Annotated in this window: 15 protein-coding genes; 3 read left to right on the forward strand and 12 right to left on the reverse strand. The window is 68.3% G+C overall.

From position 1 onward, the window contains the following. The first annotated feature begins 1 nt into the window (after window position 1). Window positions 2-325, forward strand: coding sequence for a low molecular weight protein tyrosine phosphatase family protein (locus tag ACYJSS_RS24925; RefSeq protein ID WP_218281325.1), 324 nt, complete (start codon window positions 2-4; stop codon window positions 323-325). Here the strand turns inward: ACYJSS_RS24925 and ACYJSS_RS24930 are convergent. Further along, on the reverse strand, window positions 322-642 hold the full coding sequence (locus ACYJSS_RS24930; protein WP_111262089.1) for a hypothetical protein: 321 nt from the start codon (window positions 640-642) through the stop codon (window positions 322-324). The two genes, ACYJSS_RS24925 and ACYJSS_RS24930, sit on opposite strands and share 4 nt — an antisense overlap. A gap of 82 nt (window positions 643-724) precedes the next feature. On the opposite strand from ACYJSS_RS24930, the gene ACYJSS_RS24935 reads away from it, so the two are divergent. After that, window positions 725-1,195 (forward strand): YehS family protein, encoded by a 471-nt coding sequence (locus tag ACYJSS_RS24935; RefSeq protein ID WP_236205720.1) that lies wholly within the window; start codon window positions 725-727, stop codon window positions 1,193-1,195. Window positions 1,196-1,293: 98 nt separating this feature from the next. Continuing rightward, on the forward strand, window positions 1,294-1,974 hold the full coding sequence (locus ACYJSS_RS24940; protein WP_236205719.1) for a type 1 glutamine amidotransferase domain-containing protein: 681 nt from the start codon (window positions 1,294-1,296) through the stop codon (window positions 1,972-1,974). 250 nt (window positions 1,975-2,224) lie between these two features. Here the strand turns inward: ACYJSS_RS24940 and ACYJSS_RS24945 are convergent, their stop codons facing one another. The 11 genes from ACYJSS_RS24945 to rnd form a co-directional block, all read right to left on the reverse strand. After that, the gene (locus tag ACYJSS_RS24945; RefSeq protein ID WP_236205718.1) at window positions 2,225-4,711 is read right to left on the reverse strand and encodes a TonB-dependent receptor; all 2,487 of its coding nucleotides are present in this window, start codon (window positions 4,709-4,711) and stop codon (window positions 2,225-2,227) included. 151 nt (window positions 4,712-4,862) lie between these two features. Continuing rightward, window positions 4,863-5,819: a FecR family protein gene (locus ACYJSS_RS24950; protein ID WP_178082967.1), complete on the reverse strand. Its 957-nt coding sequence runs from the start codon at window positions 5,817-5,819 to the stop codon at window positions 4,863-4,865. 14 nt (window positions 5,820-5,833) lie between these two features. Next, window positions 5,834-6,367 (reverse strand): sigma-70 family RNA polymerase sigma factor, encoded by a 534-nt coding sequence (locus tag ACYJSS_RS24955; protein WP_111262084.1) that lies wholly within the window; start codon window positions 6,365-6,367, stop codon window positions 5,834-5,836. 187 nt (window positions 6,368-6,554) lie between these two features. After that, window positions 6,555-7,649: an extracellular solute-binding protein gene (locus ACYJSS_RS24960; RefSeq protein WP_236205717.1), complete on the reverse strand. Its 1,095-nt coding sequence runs from the start codon at window positions 7,647-7,649 to the stop codon at window positions 6,555-6,557. 10 nt (window positions 7,650-7,659) lie between these two features. After that, entirely contained in the window at window positions 7,660-8,772 is a 1,113-nt protein-coding gene (gene aguA, locus ACYJSS_RS24965; protein ID WP_111262082.1) for an agmatine deiminase, read from the reverse strand. A 95-nt stretch (window positions 8,773-8,867) separates the two neighbouring features. Beyond that, window positions 8,868-9,755 carry a LysR substrate-binding domain-containing protein gene (locus ACYJSS_RS24970; RefSeq protein ID WP_111262081.1) on the reverse strand — a complete coding sequence of 296 codons (888 nt, stop codon included), beginning with the start codon at window positions 9,753-9,755 and terminating at the stop codon, window positions 8,868-8,870. Window positions 9,756-9,853: 98 nt separating this feature from the next. Beyond that, window positions 9,854-11,092 (reverse strand): M61 metallopeptidase family protein, encoded by a 1,239-nt coding sequence (locus tag ACYJSS_RS24975; protein ID WP_236205716.1) that lies wholly within the window; start codon window positions 11,090-11,092, stop codon window positions 9,854-9,856. 56 nt (window positions 11,093-11,148) lie between these two features. After that, complete coding sequence (locus tag ACYJSS_RS24980; protein WP_111262080.1) at window positions 11,149-11,598, reverse strand: YcgN family cysteine cluster protein; 450 nt, start codon at window positions 11,596-11,598, stop codon at window positions 11,149-11,151. Window positions 11,599-11,970: 372 nt separating this feature from the next. Beyond that, window positions 11,971-12,903, reverse strand: coding sequence for a D-2-hydroxyacid dehydrogenase (locus ACYJSS_RS24985; RefSeq protein WP_111262079.1), 933 nt, complete (start codon window positions 12,901-12,903; stop codon window positions 11,971-11,973). Then, window positions 12,903-13,196, reverse strand: coding sequence for a YcgL domain-containing protein (locus tag ACYJSS_RS24990; RefSeq protein ID WP_111262078.1), 294 nt, complete (start codon window positions 13,194-13,196; stop codon window positions 12,903-12,905). The genes ACYJSS_RS24985 and ACYJSS_RS24990 overlap by 1 nt, the downstream gene beginning before the upstream one ends. Further along, window positions 13,193-14,323: a ribonuclease D gene (rnd, locus tag ACYJSS_RS24995; RefSeq protein WP_236205715.1), complete on the reverse strand. Its 1,131-nt coding sequence runs from the start codon at window positions 14,321-14,323 to the stop codon at window positions 13,193-13,195. The genes ACYJSS_RS24990 and rnd overlap by 4 nt, the downstream gene beginning before the upstream one ends. Between the last annotated feature and the right edge of the window lie 50 nt (window positions 14,324-14,373).

Here is a 14,373-nt window from a genome sequence, read left to right on the forward strand (position 1 = left end):
GGTGCAGCGCCTGCTGTTCATCTGCGGACAGAACCGCCTGCGCAGCCCCACCGCGGAGCAGGTGTTCGCCGGTTGGCCGGGAATCGAGACCGACTCCGCCGGCCTCAAGGCCGAGGCCGAAACCCCGGTAACGCCCGAAGCTCTGGCCTGGGCCGACCTGATCCTGGTGATGGAAGGCAGCCACCGGCGCAAGCTGGCCGCGCGCTTCCCCGCCGCCCTCAAGGGCAAGCGCGTGGTCAGCCTGGATATCCCCGACGACTACGCCTACATGGAACCGGCCCTGGTGGAACTGCTCCAGGCCCGGGTGGCGCCGCTGCTGCGCTAGGGCGCAGGCTTCTTCTCACGGCCTCCCAGCCCCTTGCTGTTGCGATCCAGTTGCTCCTGCAGCACGGGAATACGCTCGTCGCGCGGGTCCGCCTGGCGCGTGGTCGGCGGGTTGACCAGGAGCGGCGGGCTGCCCGAACGCGGCGCGGCGGCCGGCAGGCTCGGTGGGCTGGCCTGGGGATAGGGTTGTGGCGTGGCCGTACCGGGCGAACCCGGTGCCGGCGTGCCGGGGGAACGCAGCAACGGCGGCTGTTGCGCCTGGATGCCACAACTGACCGCGACCAGCGCCGCGAATGCGAGCACAATGGCGCCCTTCATATGGACCTCCCGCCTTTCGGCGTCGACGTCCTCAGTCTAGTTGCCGGCCCCCTGCCGGCCGCCCATCCCGACGGAACACCCCATGACCAACAACGATGTACTGCGCAGCCTGCGCTACCTGCTGGATATCAGCGACGCCCGGGTGGTGGAGATCATCGGCCTGGCCGACCAAGAAGTGAGCCGCCAGGAGGTTGCCTCCTGGCTGGTCCGTGACGACGAAGAGGGCTACCACTCCTGCAGCGACAAGCGCCTGGCCGGCTTCCTCGACGGCCTGGTGTACGCCATGCGCGGCAAGGACGAAAGCCGCCCGCCCCTGCCCCTGGAACTGCCGATGAGCAACAACCAGGTGCTGAAGAAGCTGCGGGTGGCCTTCGAGCTGCGCGAGGACGACATCCTCGACATCCTCCACGAGGCCGACCTGCCCATGACCCGGTCCGAGATCAGCGCCCTGTTCCGCAAGAAGGACCACAAGAACTACCGCCCCTGTGGCGACCAGATCCTGCGCAACTTCCTTCGCGGCCTCACCGCGCGCAGGCGCCCGCAGCAGGACTGAGAACAGGTTCCCAGGCGCGTCTAGAATTCATCGGCCAGCCCCCGGAACCTTGCCGGAGGAGCGCCAGTCACACCCTCGATAATCTCAAGGAGTTGCCGATGAAAATCCTCATGGTGCTGACCTCGCACGACCGTCTGGGCGATACCGGCAAGCCGACCGGCTTCTGGCTCGAAGAATTCGCCGCCCCCTACTTCGCCTTCCGCGACGCCGGAGCCGAAGTGGTCCTCGCCTCGCCCCGGGGCGGCCAGCCGCCGCTGGACCCGAAGAGCGACGAGCCCGACGCGCAGACCGAAGCCACCCACCGCTTCCGTGCCGACGAACAGGCCCGCCAGGCCCTGGCCAACACCCTGCCGCTGTCCGGCCTGGTCTCGGCCGACTACGACGCGCTGTTCTACCCCGGCGGCCACGGCCCGCTCTGGGACCTGGTGGACGATCCCTTCTCCATCCGCCTGATCGAGGACCTGCACAACGCCGGCAAACCGGTGGCCGCCGTCTGTCACGCCCCCGGCGTGCTGCGCAACGCCCGCGCCGCCGACGGCAGCCCGCTGGTGCAAGGCTGCGCGGTGACCGGCTTCTCCAACAGCGAGGAAGAGGCCGTGGGCCTCACCCATGTGGTGCCCTTCCTGGTGGAGGACGTGCTGCGCGAGCAGGGCGGCCAGTATTCCAAGGTCGTCGACTGGCAGCCCCACGTGGTCACCGACGGCAAGCTGATCACCGGCCAGAACCCCGCCTCCTCCGAACCCACCGCCGCCGCGCTGCTGCAGATGCTGGGCGGCTGAGCCGAAGCGTGCATTCGCGGGTTCACCCGCCCTATGGTGCCAATGCGGCTGTAGGTTGGGTGCAACCCGGCATTGCGCCTCAGCTCACAGCTCCTGTGCGAGGACCAGAGCTTCGCGAGCAGAGTTCGCTCCTACGGGGTGTGCATAAGAGGGGTCTGAGCAGTGATGGTGGCCACGCAGATCGGGTGCAACCCGAAGCGCCGAAGGGAGCGGGCATCCCCACGAACATGGGGATGCCCTGGAAGGCACCTCAGAAGAATTGCGAGACGCTGAACTTGATGTTGCGGCCCACGCCGGAGACGGCCTCGCCGAGGTAGGGGTAGTACTCGCGGTTGAACAGGTTGTCCACCGCCAGCCGCGCCTCGAATCCCTTGATGTACTTCGGCTGCCAGGTGGCAAACAGGCCATGCAGGGCGTAGCCCTGGGTTTCCGGCAGGCTCCAGCCCGAAGCGAGCGGATCGTCATCCACCGGCGAGCGGTCCTGCTTGCGCACGAAGTTGCCGGTCCAGCCCATGGCCATGTCGATCTCCGGCACCTTCACGCCCAGGGTGGCCACCGCCTTGCGCGGAGGGATGTCCGAAAGCCAGGTTTCCGGGCCCCAGGGGTTGCGCGGCGAGGCGTCGCGCTTGCCGCGGATGTAGGACACCGACAGGCTGCCGAAGATGCGTGAGCTGTCGTAGAAGGATTCGACCTCCACCCCCTCGATGGTGTAGCCGGGCAGGTTGCGGTTGTTGGCCAGCGGCCCCTGGCAGGCACTGTTGCCGCCGGTCACGCTGGCAAGGCAGTAGACGCCGGTGCGCTTGAAGATCTCGTCCTTGCCACGGTTGCGGAACAGCGTGGTGCGGATCTGCAGGTTGTCACCGTCCACCAGCAGCTTGTCGAAATTGAAGATGCTGCCCAGGCGCACCCCGGTGATGCGCTCCGGGTCCAGGTTGCGACTGGTGGCGGGCACACTGCTCGCCGCACTCTGCACCTCGTACAGTTCGTCGATCAGAGGGGCGCGCCAGGTCTTGCTGTAGTCGGCGAAGAACGCCAGGTTGTCGGTGGCGGTCCAGAACAGCCCCAGGCGCGGCGACCAGCCACTGTAGGTGACGCTGCTGTAGTCGTGCCCCACGGCGGGGTCCGGGCTGTTGTAGCGCGGTGCCAGGCTGGGCTCGCCACGGCTGTAGACATGGTCGTAACGCAGTGCCGGGGTGATGGTCACGGAACCGAGGGTGATGGCGTCCTGCAGATAGCCACTGCGGGTTTCCTGCTCGCCGGACGGCATGTAGTAAGGCTGGTAGAGGCCGTAGTTGTAGGTCCTGTCGGTCAGCTTGCTGAGGTCCTTCATCAGCGTGTCGCGATCATGCCCGTGCCATTGCACCCCTACGGTGGCGACGTGGGACAGCAGCCCCGTATCGAAGCGGCTTTCGTTCTTCAGCTCCGCCAGCCGGTCGGTGTAGTTGACCCAGCTCTCGTTGCCCAGCGAAGACGCGAACCCCGCAGACGCGTTGGCTGGCCGCTTGTCATGCTGGTCGGTCCTGGAATAGGCATAGCTGGCGGTGACATTCACCAACGGGTTGTCCAGCGGCGTGTAGTTCCACTTCAGCGAGTAGTTCTCGTCGTCCTGGTCACGGTTCACCAGCTTGCGTTTCCAGGCGCCGTCCAGGCCATAGCGGGCGATCTCCGCTGCGGTGGGGGCAGCCATCTCATCACGCTTGGCGGCGAAGGGCTCCCAGGCCTCGCTGCCGGACTGCATGGCCGACAGGGTGAAGACATGCTCGTCGTTGGGACGGAAGTTGCTCTTGAACAGGAAGGCGTCGAGGCTGTTTTCGGAGTAGACGAAGCGCGTGCCGTCAGGGCGCTTGATGTTGTCGCCCTCACGCCCGGTGAGGAACAGCAGGCCATCGAACATCCTGTCGGTGGTCTGCCCGTACACCGCGCCGCTGTATATCTCCTGGCGGTCGTTGGTGTGGTAGCCGTACTTGAGGAAGGCGCCGGCGTTCTCGCCCTCCTTCAGCAGGTCGGCGGGGTCCTTGGTGTCCACCTTGATCACGCCGCCGAAACCGCCGTTGCCGTACAGGGTGCTGTGGGGGCCCTTGTCCACCTCGACGTTCTTGATCAGTTCCGGCTCGATGAACACCGAACCCTGGCGGTACTTCTCGAAGCCCTTGGGCGCGCCGTCGAGGATGACCTTGACGTCTTCCACATCGCCCATGCCCCAGATGTTCAGGGTCTGGCCGCCAGGGCGGGGCGAGCCGCTGGAGCTGACGCCCGGCAGGGTGTCCAGCAGTTCGGCGATGTTGTCCGCCTGCTTGCGGTCGATGTCTTCCTGGGTCAGGACCGAACGCCCTACCGAGCTGGAATCGATGGCGCTGCCCATGATGTTGGTGCTGCCCAGTTCCAGAACGTTGTCATCGGCGGCGGCCTGGCCGGCACTGGCAACGCGACGGATCACGAACCCGTCCCCCGCCTCCACCAGCTCCAGCCCGGAGCCGGCCAGCAACCGTTGCAGTGCAGCGCGGGCGCTGTAGCGGCCGGCGAGGGCCGGGGCGCGCAGGTCTCGCAGTTGCGACTCGTCGAAGAGGATCTGCAGCTGGCTCTGCTGGGCCAGGGCAGTCAGCGCGCTGGCCATGGGCTGGGCCGGCAGGTTGAAGTCGTGGTCCTGGGCCAGGGCGCTGCCGCTGAGCAGGAAGGTGGCCAGGGCGCCGCCGGCAACGAGACGGCGCAGCGCGAAACGGGTGCTACGGGTGTTCATCCAAATCTCCCCAAGTACTGCAAAACCGCCCTTGCATGAGGCGGACATCAGGAAGACGCAGCGCTCGGCAAAACCCGCATATGCAAATGAAAAATATTTTCACTTGCATCGAAACATCCACGCGACTGGTCTCCGGTGGTGCTCCGGAGGGTCAGCGCGGGTGGATCAGGGCCGTTCCGTCGGCCAGGTACTCGACGCGCACCGGCAACAGCTGCGGCAACGCGGCGAGGAAGGCATCCGGCTTGCCGATGTTGAGGCTGCCGGAAACACGGCGCTCGGCGAGGCTGGCATCGGCCAGGCCCACGGGCGCGTTTCGGTAGTGGGAAAGCTCGTCCACCAGCTGGGCAAGTGGGCGATCACGGAAGATCAGTTGGCCGCGCCGCCAACTGGCGATCTCCTCGGGGCTGCGGTGGCCGAGCTCCAGGTGGCGCGTGCGGTAATCGAAGTCGGCACTGTCGCCGGCACCCAGTTCGGCACGGTGACTGCCGCCGGCCTCCGGGCTCACCGCGACCTTGCCGCTCTCCACCGCCACATCCAGGCGCTCGCCGCCACGGCGAACGCTGAAGCGGGTGCCGAGCACGCGCACGCTGCCCTCCCCGGCCATCACCACGAACGGGCGTCGTTCATCACGGGCGACGGCGAAGAAGGCCTCGCCCTGGAGCAGCTCCACTTCGCGGTGGTCGTCGTAGAGGCGCACGTGCAGGCGGGTGTCGACGTTGAGGTCGATGCGCGAGCCGTCGGCCAGCTCCACCTGGCGCTGCTCGCCCCGGGCGCTGCTCAATTGCAGGTCGACGCCGGGCGCGCGGGCGAACCAGTTCTGCGAGGTGGCCAGGGCGGCGCAGAGCAGCACGAACGAAGCCGCCATGGCACGCGGCAACGTGCGGCGGCCACGGGGCTCGGGCCGGACCAGCGGCGTGGCGAGCACGGGCCGTGGCACGCGATCGAAGTCGGCCCAGATCAGCTGCATGTCGGCGAAGGCCCGGGCATGCGCCGGGCTGGCGGCGAGCCAGGCCTGCAGCTCGGCTTCCTGCTCCGCGCTGAACTGCCCGCTGCTGCGGCGGGCGTACCAGGTGGCGGCCTGTTCGTCGATCGAGGGTCGGGAATCCATCCGGGGGCTCGTGTTCATTGTCCGTCCGCCTGGACCTCGCCCTGCACGCGTTGCTTGCAGTGCAGCAGGGCACAGGCGATGTGCTTTTCCACCATGCTCAGGGAAATCCCCATGCGCGCGGCCACTTCCGCCTGGGACAGGCCGTCGAACTTGTGCAGGACGAAGGCCTCGCGCCGGCGCGGCGACAGATCATCCAGTGCCGAGGCCAGGAGGCGCAAGCGCTGATGGTGTTCTACCCGTTCCAAGGGGCTCGCTCCCTGTTCATCGACCAGGGTCTCCAGCGCCTGTTCAGCTTCTCCATCGAGCGCACCGCGCACCTGCTGGCGGCGCCAGTGGTCACGCAGCAGGTTGCGGGCGATCTGGAAGAGGAAGGCGCGAGGCTGGTGGACCTGTTCGCGCTCGCGCCAGTCCAGCCATTGGGTGAAGGCGTCCTGGGCCAGGTCGGCGGCGTCGGCGGGGCTGCCCAGGCGCTTGCCGAGGAACTTCAGCAGCTCGGCATGGAAGGCGCGGTAGGCACCGGAGATGGAGCCCCGGAACTGCTCATCCACGGGGCTGCCTCCCGTCCGCTCGACTCGCTCGCTGCACGCATGCCCCCGACGACAGGTGGCCAGGCGACGCCGCCGGATGCGACGTGCCAGGACCACCAAATGAGAATGCATATCATTAGATAGCAAGCACCGCAAAGCGGTCAAGACGCCCGGCAGCGGGATTGCCGGAAACCGGGCGGCGGGAGCTTCAGAGGCCGGACTTCAGCTTGCTGAAGGCGCGGGTCAGCGCACGATTGAAGGCCTTGGTGTTGTCGTTCTTGGTGTAGAGCGTGGCGCGTACCGCCGCCGGCGGGTAGGTGCCCGGGTCGGCGAGGATGGCGGGGTCGACGCTGGACGCCGCCGCCGGCACCGCGTTGGCGTAGTGGATGCTGTTGGTGATGGCACCGATGGTCTCGGGGGTCATCAGGTGGTCCATCAGCGCCAGGGCGGCGTCCGGGTGCGGTGCGTCCCTGGGGATGACCATGGCGTCGAACCAGATCAGGGTGCCCTCCCGCGGGATGCGGTAGCGCAGCTTGAACGGCTTCTGCGCCTGCTCGGCCTGGGCGGCGGCGATGGCCACGTTGCCGTTCCAGGACATCGCCAGGCAGGTGTTGCCGTTGGCCAGGTCGTTGATGTTGCGGTCGTTGTCGAAGTAGCGGATCGACGGACGGATCTTCGCCAGGTGCGCCTCGGCAAGCTTGAGGTCGTCGAGGCTCTGGCGGTTGATGTCCAGCCCCAGGTAGCGGAAGGCGGCGGCGAACACCTCGTTGGGGTCGTTGAGGAAACTCACCCCGCAGTCGGCGAAGCGCGCGACCACCGCCGGGTCCATCAGCATCGCCCAGCTGTCGGTGGGGGCGTCGGCCATGCGCGTGCGAATGGCCTCCTCCTGGTAGCCGAAGCCGGTGGTGCCCCAGACATAGAGCCCGGCGTAGCGGTTGCCCGGGTCGAAGCGCGCCATGTGCGCGGTGAACTCCGGGTCCAGCCCCTGGAAGTGCGGCAGCCTGGCCTTGTCCAGCGGCTGCAGCGCGCCGCTGGCGATGGCCCGCTGCAGGTGCTGGCCGGCGGTCAGCACCAGGTCGTAGCCGCTGCGGCCGGTGAGCAGCTTGGTCTCCACCGTTTCCAGGGAGTCGAAGTGGTCGGCCACCACCTTGATGCCGGTCCTCGCCTCGAAGCGGGAGAGCGTGTCCGGTGCCAGGTACTCGCTCCAGATGTACAGGTTGACCCTGGGCGGCTCGCTCGCCGCCTGGGCCGTGCAGGTGCCGAGGGCCAGGCCCAGGGCGATCGCCAGTGTGCGCAGTTGCATCGAAGGCTCCCTAGCCAGCCCGGCTGGCGGCGTATTGCGGCATGGTGATGCAGGCGACGTTGCCGCCCCCCAGGAGGATCTCCCGCGAGTTCTCGATGCCGATGATCCGGTGCCTGGGGAACAGCTCGGCGAGCACCGCACCGGCCGCCCGGTCGTGGGCGTCGCCGAACAGCGGCAGGACGATGGCGGAGTTGCCCGCGTAGTAGTTGATGTAGGAGGCGCAGATGCGCGTACCCGCCTCGCGCAGGTGGGTGCCGTCCACCTGGTCCAGGCCCGCGGCCTCCTCCGCCGTCCAGGTGAGCACGCGGGGCTGCGGCAGCTTGTGCACCTCCAGCGCGCGGCCACGGGCATCACGGGTGCTGCGCAGGATGTCGTAGGCCTCCTGGTAGATCTCCCACTGCGGGTCGTCGCGGTCGTCGGTCCACTGCATCACCACCACGCCGGGGCGGACGAAGCAGGCCAGGTCGTCGATGTGGCCATCGGTTTCGTCGAACTTGCAGCCGCGCGGCAGCCAGATCACCTGCTCGGCGCCGAGGTAGTCGGACAGCCGCCGGGTCATCTCGTCCTTGCCCAGGTGGGCGTTGCGGTTGCGGTTGAGCAGGCACTGCTCGGTGGTCAGCAGGGTGCGCTGGCCGTCGGTCTGGATGCCGCCCATCTCGGCGATGAAGGGCGCGCGGTAGCGGTCGAGCTTCTCGATCTCGAGGATCTTCTGGGCGATCTGGTCGTCCTTGTCCCAGGGGTAGTAGAGGCCGCCATCGAGGCCGCCGTAGGCGTTGAACTCGAAGTCCACGCCGCGCACCTCGCCGCTCTGGTCATTGACCAGGAAGGCCGGGCCGCTGTCGCGGAACCAGGTGTCGTTGCAGGTCATCTCCACCACCCGCACCTGGGCCGGCAGCATGCGCCGGGCGTTGGCGTACTGGGTGGCGGAGGCGCAGACGGTGACCGGCTCGCTGCTGGCGATGGCACTGACGATCTCGACCCAGACCTTCTGCGCGGGCTTGGCGCCGTTGCGCCAGACATCGGTGCGCTCGGGCCAGCCGAGCCAGCAGCCGGCCTTGGGCTCGAATTCGCCGGGCAGGCGGAAGCCGTCGGCCTTGGGGAGGGAAGTCAGGGAACGCGCCATGGGAAACCTCGGAGTGGGGTTGGATGTGCCCTGACGTTAAGCGCGCCGGTGCCCCGGCGACCAATGATGAATATCGCGGAATCCTTGAATTGGATTCAGCTATCGGCCAGCTGATCGCTGAACCATTCGACGAACTGGGCCACCGCCGGCTTGTCCAGGCGCAGCCGTTCGCAGACCAGCGCGTACTGCCCCAGCGATGCCACGCTGGCAGCGAAGGGGCGCACCAGGCGGCCGCTGGCCAGGTCCTCGGCGCTGGTGAGGTTGTCGCCCATGGCCACGCCCTGCCCTTGCGCGGCGGCTTCCAGGGTCAGCCCGGCGTGGCCGAGGTAGAGGTGCCGCGCCGGCTGCAGGTCGCCGGCATGGACGCTGAGCCAGGCGCTCCAGGTCTTGCCGTCCTGGTCGTCATGCAGCAGGCAGTGGCGGGCCAGGTCACGCGGGTGCTTGAGCGGCAGTTGGTTGAACAGGCCGGGGCTGCACACGGGGAAGAACTGCAGGGCCGGCAGCGGCCGCACGAAGTAGGCGCTGGCATCCCCCGGGCCGGTGCCGTAGGTGATGGCGAGGTCGATCTCCTCGCCCGGCAGCGCCGACTCCAGCGGCTGCTCGTAGAGGTGCAGGGTGATGTGCGGGTGGCGCTCGCCGAAGTCCGCCAGCCGGCCCACCAGCCACTTCTGCGCCAGCTCGGCGGTGACGGCGATACGCAGCTGGGCCTGGGAGCCGGGGTCGCGCAGCTCGTCGCAGGCATCGAGGATCAGCTCGAAGGCCTGTTGCAGGCTGTGCAGCAGGCGCCGCGCCTGGGGCGTCGGGCGCACCTGGCGACCGGCACGGACGAACAGCTCGGTGCCAAGCTGCTCCTCCAGCTGGCGGATCTGGTGGCTCACCGCGCTGTCGGTGACGCACAACTCGGCGGCGGCGCGGCCGAAATGGGCATGGCGGGCGGCTGACTCGAAGGTGCGCAGGGCGGTGAGGGACGGCAGGCGGCGCATGGGCGGGCTTCCGGGCAAAGCCGGCATCGTTGCGCAGGTGGGGCGATGGCGTCCAGCGTGGCGTAGCCCGGGCTTCAGCCCGGGGCCCGCGCCGGAAGTCAGGCCCCCTTGGGCAGCTTCAGCAGCGGCGTGTCGAGCACATCGGACTGGCCGCCGAGGACGTTCTCGGCGATCTCCACGAAGTCGCGGGTGCTGACCTTGTCCAGGCGCATCAGGCCGCGGGCGACGTCGTCCAGGGAGCGCTCGCCCTTGCTGGCCTTGCGGATCTCCTCGTCGAGGTCCTGCAGCAGCAGCACCGCGCGTGCGGTGACCGGGCCGGTGGACCGCTCGCCACGCAGGCTCTCGACCTTGCGGCTCCAGCGCTGCAGCTTGGCGCGGACCTTGTGGTAGCGGTCCTCGCTGAGGCCGCCGGCGCGGCGCATCAGTTCGATGGCATAGAACTCGGCGATGCCTTCGCTGATCCAGTCGCTCTGGTCGGTGTCCTTGATGCGGCTGAACACGTGCACCAGTTCGTGCACCAGGGAGCTGGTGCCGTTCTCGCTGACCAGGGGGCGGTCGGCATGCATGAAGAAGGAGTTGGGCGCGGAGAGGCCGCCGCGCCACATCGGGTCGCCGGCACCGACGATCAGCAGCTTGCCGGGGTCGCGCGGGAACACCGCCTGGGCGTGGGGCCAGACGAAGGTCAGCAGGGTGAGGATATCCATGCGGCGCATGCCCTCCCCCATCGGCGCGGCGACCGTGACGTCAGTGTTGCCGAGTTCGGCGCGGCGGCTGCCGAGCTTGCCGGCGATGATCCAGCCGGTGGGGCGGTCGAACAGGCGCTCGGGGTTGTCGATGCGGAAGCGGTTCTTGCCCACGCGGGACCAGCCGGTCTCCACCGTGCTCCAGCCCTTGGGCAGCTCGAACTGGATGCGCGACACCAGCTCGGTGCCGTCCACCAGATCGATGCGCGCAGGCGGCACCAGGTCGTCGCCCCGCAGCAGCGTCCAGTCCGGCGTCATGCGCGCATCGAACTTGCCGTCGCCACGGGGATGGGTGATGCGCACCTTGTAGCTGAGGGTCGCCTTGCCTTCCGCCGGGGTCCAGGTGCCGCGCTCGGCGCTGGCCTGCTGCCATTGGCCGTCGCCCTTGAAATCGCTGTAGTAGCCCTTGTCGCCGAGGTCGAACGCGAGGCTGCGGACCTTCTCGCCGTTTTCCAGCACCAGGCGCACCTCGGCCTGGTCGCTGTCCGGCAGGAAGCGCACCCGGTAGTCGACATCGCTGCGCTTGGCAGCGAGCAGGGGCGCGCAGAACAGCAGGGTGGCGGCGGACAGCAGCAGGGTGGCGCGGTTGGACATGTCGGGCTTCCTCGGAGCGATTTCCCTATGACTCGGCAAGCGGCCGTTCTATCCGTCTAGCCCGCACGAAAGATCATGTAGTCCTCCCAGTCGTCCTCGGCCACCTGGGTCTCGCTGACCATGCGCCCGGACTGGGAGATGCCGGCGTTGTGCACCGCCTCGGTGTCGCCACAGACCAGCGGGTGCCAGGGCGGCAGGTCCTTGCCCTCGGCCACCAGGCGATAGCCACAGGTGGGCGGCAGCCAGCGGAACTCATCGGCCTGGGCCGGGGTGAGCTGGATGCAGTCGGGCACGAAGTCACGGCGCTTGGGGTAGTTGGTGCAGCGGCAGGTCTTCAGGTCGAGCAGCTTGCAGGCGATGCGCGTGTAGTACACGGCGCCATCGTCCTCGTCCTCCAGCTTCTGCAGGCAGCACAGGCCGCAGCCGTCGCAGAGGGATTCCCACTCCTCCTGATCGAGCTGTGCGAGGGTCTTGCGCTTCCAGAAGGGTTCGACTTTGGCGGCCATGGTGCTCTGACTGGGTAACGGGGCGCGGTAGTCTAGTCGCGCCAACCCCGCCGGCCAAGCGCCGCCGACGACGGGACGACCGGCAGCGCCATGTAAGGAAAATCATTCGCAGGACGGCTACCCCAAGGGCTCCTGGGCAACCGGCAGGCGTAGGGGGGGTGACGCTCTTTTCATCCACCAACGATGCTGCCTGGGAGCACGAAAGGTGGACCGGTGAAGCGTGGTCCACCCTACGAAAACCATCGGTGCCGGGATACGAGTGCTGAAACCTGAGGTGCCGCCGGGCGTAGGGTGGATGACGCTCCTTTCATCCACCAAGGGTGTTGCCGGGAGCACGAAAGCCGGCACCGTGCAGGGCCCTCTGAGTCGGCCTCAATAGCCGCGCTGGAAATCCACCTCGCCTCGCAGCGGCTGGCCTGCCTGGAAGCGCGTGAGGTTGTCGATGAACAGCTGCACCAGCAGTTCCGGCAGAGTGGGCGCGGAGCTGTGGCCGGTGAGCAGCAGGCGTGGCGCGGTCCAGAACGGGTGCGCGGGCGGCAGCGGCTCCTCGCGGCAGACGTCGATCACCGCACCGGCCAGGTGCCCGGCCTGCAGGCTGGCGACCAGGTCGGCGTCTACCACCGCGACACCGCGCCCGCTGTTGATGAACAGCGCCTCGGGGCGCATGCGGGCGAACAGCGCGGCGTCGTAGACGTCGCGGGTGGCGGGCGTGTCCGGCAGCAGGTTGATCAGGTAGTCGGCCCAGGCCGCCTGCTCCGCCAGGGCGTCCATCCCCAGCACCTCGGCGAAGGGCGCAAGCGCACGGGGTTCGCGGGCGATTCCGCGCAGCTCGACACCGAACGGCGCGAGGAAGCGCGCGACGCTCTGGCCGATATCGCCGGCGCCGACGATCAGCACCCGGCGCCCGGCCAGGCTGCTGGGCATGCGCGCATCCCAACGCCGCTCCACCTGGCTGGCCAGGCGCGAGAGCAACTGGCGCTCGTGGGCGAGGACGTAGGTCAGTACGTATTCGGCCATCACCTGGCCGAAGATGCCGACGGCGCGGGTGAGGCGGTAGCCACGCGCAAGGTCCTGGGCCAGCAACGGGGTGATGCCGGCCCAGCTGGATTGCAGCCACTGCGGCCGCAGGCCCGCTCGCAGCAACGGGACCACGCGATCCGGGCTGCCCAGCCAGACGGGGCAGTCGCCCGCGAGGCTGTGGAGTTCATCCGCATCGTCGCTGCCCGCCGTCTCCAGCGTGGGGGCCAGGGCGTGCAGCAGCTCGGCATGGCGACGGTGTTTCTCATCGGCGAGGAGGACCTTCATCAGAGGGGGTCGTTCATGCGCAGCAGTTCTTCGGGCAGGTGCTCGATGTATTCCTCTTCAGCCGGCGGCATCTGCAGGTGGTAGCCCTGCTTCTCGAGGTTCTCCAGCACCTTGCCGATGTCCTCGCGGGCCAGCTGGCGCTCGGGGCTGAGCACCAGGTCGAAGGCGTGCTGCGGCGTGCCGAAGGCGGCCAGCAGGGCTTCGGGGACACGGGTCAGGGCGTCGCGCTTCTCGACGTAGAGGTACATCTCGTTCTTGCGCGGGCTCTTGTAGATGGAGCAGATGCGTTTCATGGGGCGTGGTCTCCGGCCAGGGCATCGAGCAACGCCTGGCCCATCAGTTCGCGGCGCCAGCCCTTGAAGCCCTCGGGCAGGCTGTAGGGGCCGTTGGGGTAGCCCGTCTTGAGCAGGGCTTCCAGGTGCTTCTTGCGCAGCATGAGCTCGGGCGCCATGCCCAGGCGCTCGGCCTCGGCCTGGCCGATGGCGCGCAGCTTCTTCAGCAGCGCGGAGGCCTCGGACGGCAGCGGCTCGGGCAGCGGCTCGGGCCATTCGGCCGGGGGCAGCTCGGCCGCTTCGCGGATCATCTTCAGCAGGGTGTTGCCGTCCTGGCGCACGGTGCGCGGGTGCATGTCCTCGACACGGGCCAGGGCGACGAGGTTGTCCGGCTGGAACTTGGCCAGCGGCCACAGGGCGTGCTCGCGGATGATGCGGTTGCGCGGCTGGTCGCGGCGGCGTGCCTCGATGTCGCGCCAGGCGTAGAGCTCGCGCAGCACGGCGAGCTGCTGGCGGGACAGCTTCCAGCCCAGCTTGGCGTCGCGGTAAAGGTCGTACGGGTCCACTTCACGGCGCAGGTTGGCCACCAGCTCGGCGCCGTCTTCCAGCACCCAGGCACGCTTGGTGGCGTCCAGGCGCTCGTCGATGATGCGGTAGATCTCGGCGAGGTGGATGGCGTCCTCGGCGGCGTAGCGCTCCTGCATCTCGGTGAGCGGGCGCTGCAGCCAGTCGGAGCGGGTCTCGTCCTTGGGCAGGTCGATGCCGAGCACCGCCTGGACCAGGCGCGAATAGCCCATGGAGTAGCCGATGCCCAGGTAGCCGGCGGCGAGCTGGGTGTCCAGCAGCGGCAACGGCAGGCTGCCGGTGAGGCGCAGGAAGACTTCGAGGTCCTCGCTGCAGGCGTGCAGCACCTTGGTCACCGCCGGGTCTTCGAGCAGCCCGGCGAAGGGACGCCAGTCCTTGATCAGCAGGGGGTCGATGAGCCAGGCGCTGTCGCCGTCACCCACCTGCACCAGGCCGGCCTTCGGGTAGAAGGTGTCGACCCGCATGAACTCGGTGTCCAGGGCCACGAAGCTGAGGGTGCGCCAGCGGGCGCAATGGGAGGCCAGTTCGGCGTCGTCGCGAATCCAGTGAAAATCGATGGCCACAAGGCTCTCCTCGGTTCAGAGGCGCGAAGTATATATCGCAACCCCATTTC

The organism is Pseudomonas sp. No.21, assembly GCF_054558415.1.

Bases quoted from the DNA above. Each gene is read 5' to 3' on its own strand.
- ACYJSS_RS24975 (WP_236205716.1), bottom strand. From the start codon at position 11,092: ATGTCCAACCGCGCCACCCTGCTGCTGTCCGCCGCCACCCTGCTGTTC.
- ACYJSS_RS24945 (WP_236205718.1), bottom strand. From the start codon at position 4,711: ATGAACACCCGTAGCACCCGTTTCGCGCTGCGCCGTCTCGTTGCCGGC.
- ACYJSS_RS24930 (WP_111262089.1), bottom strand. From the start codon at position 642: ATGAAGGGCGCCATTGTGCTCGCATTCGCGGCGCTGGTCGCGGTCAGT.
- ACYJSS_RS24970 (WP_111262081.1), bottom strand. From the start codon at position 9,755: ATGCGCCGCCTGCCGTCCCTCACCGCCCTGCGCACCTTCGAGTCAGCC.
- ACYJSS_RS24960 (WP_236205717.1), bottom strand. From the start codon at position 7,649: ATGCAACTGCGCACACTGGCGATCGCCCTGGGCCTGGCCCTCGGCACC.
- ACYJSS_RS24950 (WP_178082967.1), bottom strand. From the start codon at position 5,819: ATGGATTCCCGACCCTCGATCGACGAACAGGCCGCCACCTGGTACGCC.
- ACYJSS_RS24980 (WP_111262080.1), bottom strand. From the start codon at position 11,598: ATGGCCGCCAAAGTCGAACCCTTCTGGAAGCGCAAGACCCTCGCACAG.
- ACYJSS_RS24940 (WP_236205719.1), top strand. From the start codon at position 1,294: ATGAAAATCCTCATGGTGCTGACCTCGCACGACCGTCTGGGCGATACC.
- aguA (WP_111262082.1), bottom strand. From the start codon at position 8,772: ATGGCGCGTTCCCTGACTTCCCTCCCCAAGGCCGACGGCTTCCGCCTG.
- ACYJSS_RS24985 (WP_111262079.1), bottom strand. From the start codon at position 12,903: ATGAAGGTCCTCCTCGCCGATGAGAAACACCGTCGCCATGCCGAGCTG.
- ACYJSS_RS24990 (WP_111262078.1), bottom strand. From the start codon at position 13,196: ATGAAACGCATCTGCTCCATCTACAAGAGCCCGCGCAAGAACGAGATG.
- ACYJSS_RS24935 (WP_236205720.1), top strand. From the start codon at position 725: ATGACCAACAACGATGTACTGCGCAGCCTGCGCTACCTGCTGGATATC.